The organism is Burkholderia sp. BCC1644 (genome assembly GCF_902833225.1).
Taxonomy (GTDB): domain Bacteria; phylum Pseudomonadota; class Gammaproteobacteria; order Burkholderiales; family Burkholderiaceae; genus Burkholderia.
Genome location: NZ_CADFEI010000062.1, coordinates 1 through 572, shown reverse-complemented (window position 1 = coordinate 572; position 572 = coordinate 1). Strand labels below are relative to the sequence as shown.

At 68.7% G+C, this 572-nt stretch carries 1 protein-coding gene; it reads right to left on the bottom strand.

The window, feature by feature from the left end; all coding sequences use genetic code 11:
* Window positions 1-572 (bottom strand): ABC transporter ATP-binding protein (locus tag HWX87_RS37695; RefSeq protein WP_176051844.1); only part of this gene is annotated, 572 nt, incomplete at both ends.

The window sequence follows — 572 nt, the reverse complement described above, 5'->3', positions numbered from 1 at the left end:
CCCGGGTTCGACGACAGCACGAGGATCCGGTCGCACATGAACACGGCTTCCTCGATGTTGTGCGTGACGATCAGCACCGACTTGATCGGCATGCGGCCTTGCGTCCACAGATCGAGCAGGTCGGTACGCAGCGTCTCGGCCGTCAGCACGTCGAGTGCCGAGAACGGCTCGTCCATCAGCAGGATCGTCGGGTCGACGACGAGCGCGCGCGCAAAGCCCACGCGCTGGCGCATGCCGCCCGACAGTTCGCGCGGGTAGGCATTCTCGAAGCCGTCGAGGCCGATCAGGTCGATCGCGGCGAGCGCGCGTTCGCGCCGCTCGCGCGCGCCGACGCCCAGCGCCTCGAGGCCGGCTTCAACGTTCTGCAGCACGGTAAGCCACGGGAACAGCGCGAAGGTCTGGAACACCATCGCGACGCCTTCGGCCGGGCCGCTCAGCGGCTTGCCGAGGTAGGTCACTTCGCCGCCGGTCGGCTCGATCAGGCCGGCGATGATGCGCAGCAGCGTCGACTTGCCCGAGCCGGAACGGCCGAGCAGCCCGACGATCTCGCCTTCGCGCAGCGACAGGTTCGC